The organism is Microbacterium sp. 13-71-7 (genome assembly GCF_002257455.1).
In the GTDB taxonomy this organism is placed as follows: domain Bacteria; phylum Actinomycetota; class Actinomycetes; order Actinomycetales; family Microbacteriaceae; genus Microbacterium.
Genome location: NZ_NCKN01000189.1, coordinates 1 through 8,127 on the forward strand (window position 1 = coordinate 1; position 8,127 = coordinate 8,127).

General features: G+C 72.3%; 9 protein-coding genes. 6 read left to right on the forward strand and 3 right to left on the reverse strand.

The genetic code is table 11. The annotated features are described in order from the left end of the window. Nucleotide 1 precedes the first annotated feature (1 nt). From B7X32_RS15735 to B7X32_RS15750, 4 genes are all read left to right on the forward strand, one after another. Nucleotides 2-562: a DUF1349 domain-containing protein gene (locus B7X32_RS15735; protein ID WP_292721640.1), complete on the forward strand. Its 561-nt coding sequence runs from the start codon at nucleotides 2-4 to the stop codon at nucleotides 560-562. A gap of 147 nt (nucleotides 563-709) precedes the next feature. After that, a complete protein-coding gene (locus B7X32_RS15740; RefSeq protein WP_292721643.1) occupies nucleotides 710-919 on the forward strand; it encodes a heavy-metal-associated domain-containing protein in 210 nt (69 codons plus the stop codon). Beyond that, nucleotides 919-1,884, forward strand: coding sequence for a heavy-metal-associated domain-containing protein (locus tag B7X32_RS15745; protein ID WP_292721645.1), 966 nt, complete (start codon nucleotides 919-921; stop codon nucleotides 1,882-1,884). The genes B7X32_RS15740 and B7X32_RS15745 overlap by 1 nt, the downstream gene beginning before the upstream one ends. Nucleotides 1,885-1,922: 38 nt before the next feature. Continuing rightward, on the forward strand, nucleotides 1,923-4,223 hold the full coding sequence (locus B7X32_RS15750; RefSeq protein WP_292721648.1) for a heavy metal translocating P-type ATPase: 2,301 nt from the start codon (nucleotides 1,923-1,925) through the stop codon (nucleotides 4,221-4,223). Nucleotides 4,224-4,341: 118 nt separating this feature from the next. Here B7X32_RS15750 and B7X32_RS15755 read toward each other — a convergent pair whose 3' ends face one another. The 3 genes from B7X32_RS15755 to B7X32_RS15765 form a co-directional block, all read right to left on the reverse strand. Further along, nucleotides 4,342-4,707 (reverse strand): Fe-S protein, encoded by a 366-nt coding sequence (locus tag B7X32_RS15755; RefSeq protein ID WP_292721650.1) that lies wholly within the window; start codon nucleotides 4,705-4,707, stop codon nucleotides 4,342-4,344. Nucleotides 4,708-4,864: 157 nt separating this feature from the next. After that, on the reverse strand, nucleotides 4,865-5,590 hold the full coding sequence (locus B7X32_RS15760) for an SDR family NAD(P)-dependent oxidoreductase (RefSeq protein WP_292721653.1): 726 nt from the start codon (nucleotides 5,588-5,590) through the stop codon (nucleotides 4,865-4,867). Continuing rightward, entirely contained in the window at nucleotides 5,587-6,297 is a 711-nt protein-coding gene (locus tag B7X32_RS15765) for a hypothetical protein (RefSeq protein ID WP_292721656.1), read from the reverse strand. The genes B7X32_RS15760 and B7X32_RS15765 overlap by 4 nt, the downstream gene beginning before the upstream one ends. A gap of 53 nt (nucleotides 6,298-6,350) precedes the next feature. Between B7X32_RS15765 and B7X32_RS15770 the strand changes: the two genes are divergently transcribed. Beyond that, on the forward strand, nucleotides 6,351-6,827 hold the full coding sequence (locus B7X32_RS15770) for a MarR family transcriptional regulator (protein WP_292721659.1): 477 nt from the start codon (nucleotides 6,351-6,353) through the stop codon (nucleotides 6,825-6,827). A gap of 172 nt (nucleotides 6,828-6,999) precedes the next feature. Next, the coding region (locus B7X32_RS15775) for an MATE family efflux transporter (RefSeq protein WP_292721662.1) at nucleotides 7,000-8,127 on the forward strand (1,128 nt) is incomplete at its 3' end.

Below are 8,127 nucleotides of genomic sequence, written 5' to 3' on the forward strand. Positions count from 1 at the left end.
ATTGGACGGACGCTGGACCCACGAGCCCGCGGGGGTCGTGGAAGAGGGGAGCGACCTCGTCGTCACCGCCGTCGAAGGCAGTGACGCCTGGCGGATCACGTCATACGGCTTCGTGCACGACAGCGAGCACGCGCTCCTCGCGTCCTTCGACGTCGACACGGCCGTGGAGGTCGAGTTCACCGCAGCGTTCTCCGAGCAGTTCGACCAGGCGGGCGTCTTCGTGCGCGTCTCGGACGAGCGCTGGGTCAAGGCGGGCGTCGAGTTCGCGGACGGACGGCCGCAGGTCGGCGCCGTCGTCACCGAGGGGATGTCCGACTGGTCGCTCGCCCCTGTGCCGGAGTGGGCGGACCGCCGGATCCTGGTGCGGGTGAGCCGCGGAGCGGATGCGCTCACGGTGCGCGCCGGACTCGCCGGAGCGCCGCTCCAGCTCGTCCGCGTGCTGCCGTTCCCGGCCGGGGCCTCCGCCGAGGCCGGACCGTTCGTGTGCGCGCCGACCAGGGCCGGCCTCGCCGTGCGACTGCACGCGTGGCGCGTGGTCGACGCCGACGGCGCGCTGCACTGACCTCATGCCGGTGCGACGCGCCGGCGCCTTCTGATCCGCGGTTCTGCGTGCCGTGGAGAAGTTCTTCGACGCGTGCGGAATACCCCCAGGGGGTATAAGGTTGTGGATATCGGATACCCGGACGGGGTATCGACCGAAGGAGATGACATGACCACGACCGAGTACCAGGTGACCGGGATGACCTGCGGGCACTGCGAGATGTCCGTGCGCCGCGAGGTCGGCAAGATCGCCGGCGTCGACGCCGTCGAGGTGAGCGCGGCCGACGGTTCGCTCACCATCACGGCGAGCGCCCCCCTCGACGACGCGATCGTGTTCGCGGCCGTCGACGAAGCCGGATACCGGGCGGTCCGGGCCTGATGAACACCGCGGGACGACTGGGCCTCTACGGCGCCGGGCTCGCGGCGGCGTTCGCCGTGGCGTTCGGCGCCGCGGGACTGGTCGCCCCGCGAGAGGCCGCGGCGCAGAGCGCACAGCAGGAGCACAGCACACCACAGGAGGAGAACGGCATGAACGGGCACGACGCGCACGGCAGCGCTGCACAGGGGGAGTCCGCTCACGGCGCGCACGCCGCGGCCGAGACGACCGCGGGCGTGTCGCTCGCCGCCGGCGGGTACACGCTGGGCCCGGTCTCCGCGCCCGTCGCGGTGGGGGTACAGGCGACGCTGAGCTTCCGGATCCTCGACGGATCCGGCGCTCCGGTCACGGCCTACACGCCGCAGCACGAGAAGGACCTGCACCTCATCGTCGTCCGCAGCGACGGCGCGCAGTTCCGGCACGTGCACCCGACCCTCGACGCGGGCACCGGCACGTGGAGCATCCCTTGGACCTGGGACGCCGCGGGTTCGTACCGGGTGTTCGCCGATTTCGCGGCGGATGGTGCGGATCCGGTCACGCTCACGCGCACGGTCGAGGTCGCCGGATCCTTCGCCCCCGTCGTCCCCGCGACGAGCGCCCGGACGAGCGTCGACGGTCTCGACGTCGCCATCACCGGCGATCTGGTCGCCGGATCCTCCTCGGAGCTGACCCTGACGGTGCGACGCGACGGGGCGCCCGTCACGACGCTGCAGCCGTACCTCGGCGCCTTCGGGCACCTGGTCGCGCTGCGCGAGGGCGACCTCGCCTACCTGCACGTGCACCCGGAAGGCGCCGCCCCGGCAGGCGCGGACGCGACGTCCGGGCCCGACGTCCGCTTCGCCGCGCACGTGCCCACTGCCGGCCGCTACCTGCTCTACTTCGACTTCCAGCTCGACGGGACCGTGCGCACGGCGTCGTTCGTGCTGGACGCGGAAGACGGCGCGGGCAAGACCCCGCACCAGCACTGACCGCCCCGAACACGACCGACCCGGAAGGAGATGCACCCATGAACGCGAACAGCGTGGAGCTCGAGATCGGCGGGATGACGTGCGCCTCCTGCGCGAACCGCATCGAGAAGACCCTGAACAGGATCGACGGCGTCACGGCCACCGTGAACTACGCGACCGAGAAGGCCAAGGTCGACCTGCCGGACGGCTTCGATCCCGCGACGCTCATCGCGCAGGTCGAGGACATCGGCTACTCCGCGGTGCTCCCGGCGCCGCCGGTCGCGGAAGCGCCCTCGGACGGCCCGGGTGAGCCCACGACGGAACCCGCCGACCCGGAGCTGAGCTCCCTGCGCACCCGGCTCATCATCAGCACGGTGCTGGCCGTGCCCGTCATCGCGATGGCGATGATCCCCGCGCTGCAGTTCACCCACTGGCAGTGGGCCTCGCTCGCGCTCGCCGCGCCCGTGATCGTGTGGGGCGCCTGGCCGTTCCATCGCGCCGCGTGGCTGAACCTGCGCCACGGCGCCGCGACCATGGACACGCTCATCTCGATGGGCACGCTCGCCGCGTTCGGCTGGTCGCTGTACGCCCTGTTCTTCGGCACCGCCGGCATGCCCGGCATGCGGCACGAGTTCTCGTTCGCCCTGCAGGCCGGCGACGGCAGCAGCAACATCTACCTCGAGGTGGGCGCGGGCGTGACCGTGTTCATCCTGGCCGGCCGGTACTTCGAGAAGCGCTCCAAGCGGCGTGCGGGGGCGGCGCTGCGCGCACTGCTCGAGCTCGGCGCGAAGGACGTGGCGGTGCTCCGCCCTGTGACGGGCTCAGGGGGCGGGATCGGGTCGGAGACCGAGGAGGTCCTGATTCCGATCGCCCAGCTCGCCGTCGGCGAAGAGTTCGTGGTGCGTCCCGGAGAGAAGATCGCCACCGACGGCATCGTCGTCGCCGGGACGTCGGCGGTCGACGCCTCGATGCTCACCGGCGAATCCGTGCCGGTCGAGGTCGGCGCAGGTGACGCGGTGACGGGAGCGACGGTCAACGCGGGCGGACGCCTGGTGGTGCGCGCCACGCGGATCGGATCCGACACGCAGCTCGCGCAGATGGCGCGTCTCGTCGAAGACGCGCAGACCGGCAAGGCCGAGGTGCAGCGCCTCGCCGACCGGATCAGCGGAGTGTTCGTGCCGATCGTGATCGCGATCGCCGTCGTGGCGCTCGGGGCGTGGCTCGGCGCGGGATTCCCCGCGACGGCGGCCTTCACCGCCGCCGTGGCCGTGCTCGTGATCGCCTGCCCCTGCGCCCTCGGCCTCGCCACCCCAACGACGTTGCTCGTGGGAACCGGTCGCGGGGCGCAGCTCGGGATCCTGATCAAGGGTCCGGAGGTGCTGGAGTCGACCCGCAAGGTCGACACGATCGTGCTCGACAAGACCGGGACGGTGACGAGCGGCCGCATGGAGGTCACGGACGTCATCGCCGAGGACGGCACGGATCCCGCCGAGCTGCTGCGCTTGGCCGGTGCGGTGGAGAGCGCGTCCGAGCACCCGATCGCGCAGGCCGTGGCCCGCGCGGCGGCCGCCGCTCCGGTCCCTGAGCGAGGAGCGCAGCGACGAGACGAAAGGTCGTCCGTCGAGTCCTTCCAGAACATCCCTGGTCGCGGCGTGCAGGGCGTCGTCGACGGCCGTGCCGTGCTCGTGGGACGCGAGGCTCTGCTGGCGGACTGGGCGCAGACCCTGAGCCCGAGGGTCGCGGCCGCGAAGGCCGAGGCAGAGGCCGGCGGCAAGACGGTCGTCGCGGTCGGGTGGGACGGATCCGCCCGCGGCGTCGTCGTGATCGCCGACACCGTGAAGCCCACGAGCGCCGAGGCCGTCTCCGCGCTCAAGCGCCTCGGCCTCACCCCGATCCTGCTGACCGGGGACAACGAGGCGGTCGCCCGCCGGATCGCCGCGGAGGTCGGCATCGAAGAGGTCATCGCCGAGGTGCTCCCGGAGGGCAAGGTCGACGTGGTCGCCCGGTTGCAGGCGGAGGGGCGCGTCGTGGCGATGGTGGGCGACGGCGTGAACGACGCCCCGGCCCTCGCCACGGCCGATCTCGGCATGGCGATGGGCACGGGCACCGACGTCGCGATCGAGGCGAGCGACATCACGCTCGTGCGCGGCGACCTGCGGACGGCGGCCGACGCGATCCGACTCTCCCGCCGCACGCTCGGGACGATCAAGACGAACCTGTTCTGGGCCTTCGCGTACAACGTGGCGGCGGTCCCGATCGCCGCGCTGGGCCTGCTGAACCCCATGCTGGCCGGAGCCGCGATGGCGTTCTCGAGCGTCTTCGTGGTGGGCAACAGCCTGAGGCTGCGCCGCTTCCGCTGACACCACCCCGCGCTGATCCGCTTCCACCCGCCCGCTGATCCGCTCCCGTCCCGAAAACCGTCGCTCTGAGCGCCGCATGCCGGCACTTTTCGCGACGGGAGCGGACGACAGCCTCCGGTCAGGCGCCGTGCCAGAAGATCGCGATGCCGGCGTTCAGGACGGCGAGCGCGCCGATCGTCCAGAAGGCTCCCGCCGTCGGGCGGCCGGCGCGCTCCCGGGTGATGACGACACCGAAGGCGCCGCCGATCGCCAGGGCGACGGCGAGTTTCACCCCGAGCTTGAGATAGTCCAGGTGCACCCCGGCGGGGAAGGGGATCGCGAGCAGCAGCCCCGACCCGATCATGACCCCCAGCCCGGTGCGGAACAGGGTCGTGGTGACGTAGCGTCGGCGCACGGCCTGGGCCGCCCAGCCGCCGAGCAGCAGCGCGAAGCCCACGAGGTGCACGAGCACGAGGAACTCGCGCAGCAGGGACAGGGGATCCATGAGTGTCTCCATTCGGATCGGATCGGATCAAGCAGGGCGGATCAGGCAGGGCGGATCAGGCAGGGCGGATCGCGCAGGGCGGATCAAGCCAGGGCGGATCCGGCTGCGTCGAGGGGACCCGGCGCAGCGGGGCGTGAGGCGTGTCGGTCGCGAGGGCTCAGGCCGCGGCGGTCTTCCCCCCGTCGACGGGCAGGACGACGCCGGTGACGAACGAGGCGGCAGGAGACGCGAGCCAGGCGATCGCCTCCGCGACCTCCTCGGGGCGGCCCATCCGCTGCATCGGCACGAACCGGCCGATGTGCTCCCGCACTTCCGCGGGCTGGGTGAGCACATGCCCGGAGGCGATCGGGCCGGGGGCGACGGCGTTCACCCGCACGCCACGGGCGGCCTCGTCGAGGGCGGTCGTGCGCGTGAGGCCGACCACTCCGTGCTTGGCGGCCGCGTAGGCCGACATCCCCGGAGCCCCGCCGATGCCCGCGGTGGAGGACACGTTCACGACGGCCCCGCCGTCGCTGATCGCGGCGAGCTCGGCCCGCAGGCACCGCGCCAGCCCCAGGAGATCCACCGCGATCACCCGTTCCAGCTCGGCGTCGTCGATCGCGCTGAGCGGCCGCGGCATGTGCGCGACGCCGAGATTGTTGACGGCGACCTGGATCCCGTCCGGCGCGTGGAGGGCGAGGAAGTCCTCCAGCGCGCGCTGCTCCGAGGCGTCGAACGCGCCCCCCGTCACATCGCTCCCCGACGCCCGCAGCTGCGCGGCGAGAGCGTCGAGCGGCTCCTGCCGCCGTGCCACGAGGAGCATCCGGTGCCCCTCGCCGGCGAGCCGCCGAGCGACCGCCTCTCCGATCGCACCGTTCGCGCCGACCACGATCGCGCAGCTCACGGCCGGCCCTCCGTCGCGACGAGACGCGGATCCCGGCGGGGCCGGTCCCGGGGGAGGAGGAACGCCGCGGCGATGAGCCAGGCGCCACCGCCGAAGCGGACGACCGGCAGCAGGGCCTGCAGCGGATCGAGCACGAGCGAGAGGAACGACACCTCGCCTGCCGCGGCGATGACGAGCCCGACGAGGGCGAGCCACCGCGGTATCAGCCGCAGGATGTACGCGGGGACCGCGATGCCGGCGATCAGCAGACCCATGCCCACCGCGTAGCCGACGCCGCCGAGGCCGAAGGCGAGCCTGCCGAGCGCCGCGGTCGTGCCCGGATCGACGGGGTCGGATCCGGAGGCGATCGACCACGTCACCAGGGCGGAGACGAGCAGCAGAAGCGAGGCGGCGATGCCGCCGTACAGCCCGATCACCGGACCGGGCACCCGCACGCCGAGTCGGAGCTGCCGTGCGTAGACGGAGGCGGCGAGGATCCCGAGCGGCACTGCCGCGCCGAGCTGCAGGGTCGCGGCGATGCGGATCGGCAGGGCGTGCGCCGCGTACCAGGCCGCGATGTCGGCGGCGGGAGCGAACGGCGCAGGCGCGGATCCGGTCCCCGCGAGCAGGGTGACGACGCCGGCGATCGTGAGTGCGAACGTCACGATCGCGAGCGGGCCGATGGGGGGTCCGCCGGGTCGGCGGGAGCGCTGCGAACATTCGGTCATGTGTAAAACGATGCACGCTATGAATCATTCTGTCAAGGGACTATGCTGAGGTGATGGACACCCCTCGCCGACCCGAGCGCACGGGCTTCCTCCTCTCCCAGCTCGGATCCTTCGCGGCCGCGCGCTTCGCCGAACTCGTCAAGCCGGCCGGTCTCACGCCGGCGACCGCCGGAGCGCTGCGGATCCTGGCGCGCAATCCCGGACTCAGCCAGCGCGCGCTCGCCGATCGCCTCGGCGCGGTCCCCAGTCGCGTGGTGGTGCTCGTCGATGCGCTCGAGAATGCGGGGCTGGTCTCGCGCACCCGTGACCCCGACGACCGCCGGCATCACAGGCTCGATCTCACCGACGCCGGCCGCGCCGCGCTGCAGGGGCTGCGCGCGGCGGCCGAGCAGCAGAACGCCGACATCCTCGGGCCGCTGGATCCCGGGGAGCGCGAGGCGTTCGCCGCCCTCATCTCCCGCCTCGCCTCGGCGCACGGGATCGACCCCGACGTGCACCGGGGCTTCGGCGACCACCCGCACGCGCGCTGACGGATGCTGCTCACGCACCGGGCGCCGCACGGGGTGGTGCTGCTCGCGCGCCGAGCGCCGCGCGGGCTGAGGGGGCACCCGGTCAGAAAGATCCGATGATTGGATCGACAGAATCGAATCGATTCGATAGGATTGCTCGGTTCCGCTCACCTCCGTCCCCCGAAGAGCACACATGGCCACGCCCCTCACCACCGGCCGCCCCTGGCGCGTCATCCTTGCCTTTGCCGTCCCCCTGCTGATCGGCAACGTCGTTCAGCAGCTCTATCAGTTCGCCGACGCGATCGTCGTCGGCCGGCATCTCGGCGTCGACTCGCTCGCGGCCGTGGGCGCCACCGGCAGCCTGATCTTCCTGCTGATCGGGTTCGCGTGGGGCCTCAGCAGCGGCTTCGCGATCCCGACGGCGCAGTCCTTCGGCGCGGGGGACCACGCCGCGGTGCGCCGATCCGTCGCCACGGGCACGCTGCTGACCGCCGCGACGAGCATCGTCATCTCGGTCGGCGCCCCGCTGGTGACCGCGCCGCTGCTCGCCCTGCTGCAGACGCCGGAGGTGCTCATGCCGGAGGCGACCGTGTTCACGCAGGTCACCTTCATCGGCGGCAGCACGGTGATGTTCTTCAACTACCTCTCCGCCGTGATCCGCGCGATCGGCGACTCCCGCACCCCGCTCGTGTTCCTCACCGTCTCGTGCGCGCTGAACATCGTGCTCGTGATCCTCATGGTGGGCACCTTCGAGTGGGGCGTCGCGGGAGCGGCATGGGCGACCGTCGTCGCGCAGGGCGTCTCGGTCGCGCTCTGCCTCGTGTACGTCTGGCGCAAGCTCCCGGTGCTGCACGTGCACCGGGCCGACTGGCGGATCACCCGCGACGACATCGCGCAGCACCTGCGCCTCGGCCTTCCGATGGGCTTCCAGGCCTCGATCATCGCGATCGGCACGATCACCGTGCAGGTCGCGCTGAACGTGCTCGGCCCGAACGCCGTCGCCGCCTACACGACCGCCTCCCGCGTGGACAGCATCGCGGTCGCCTTCCTCTCCTCGATCGGCCTGGCCGCCTCGATGTACGCGGCGCAGAACCTCGGCGGACGCCGGCCGGACCGGATCCGCCGGGGCGTCACGCAGGCGATCTGGATGGCCGTCATCACGGCCGTCGTGCTCGGCGCGCTGCTGGTGCTGTTCGGATCCTCGATGGTGCGCGTGTTCATCGGCGACGGCTCCGACGAGGTCGTGCGCCTCGCCGCGCTCATGCTGCTGATCAACGGACTCAGCTACAGCGCGCTCGGCGTGCTGTTCGTGCTGCGCGGC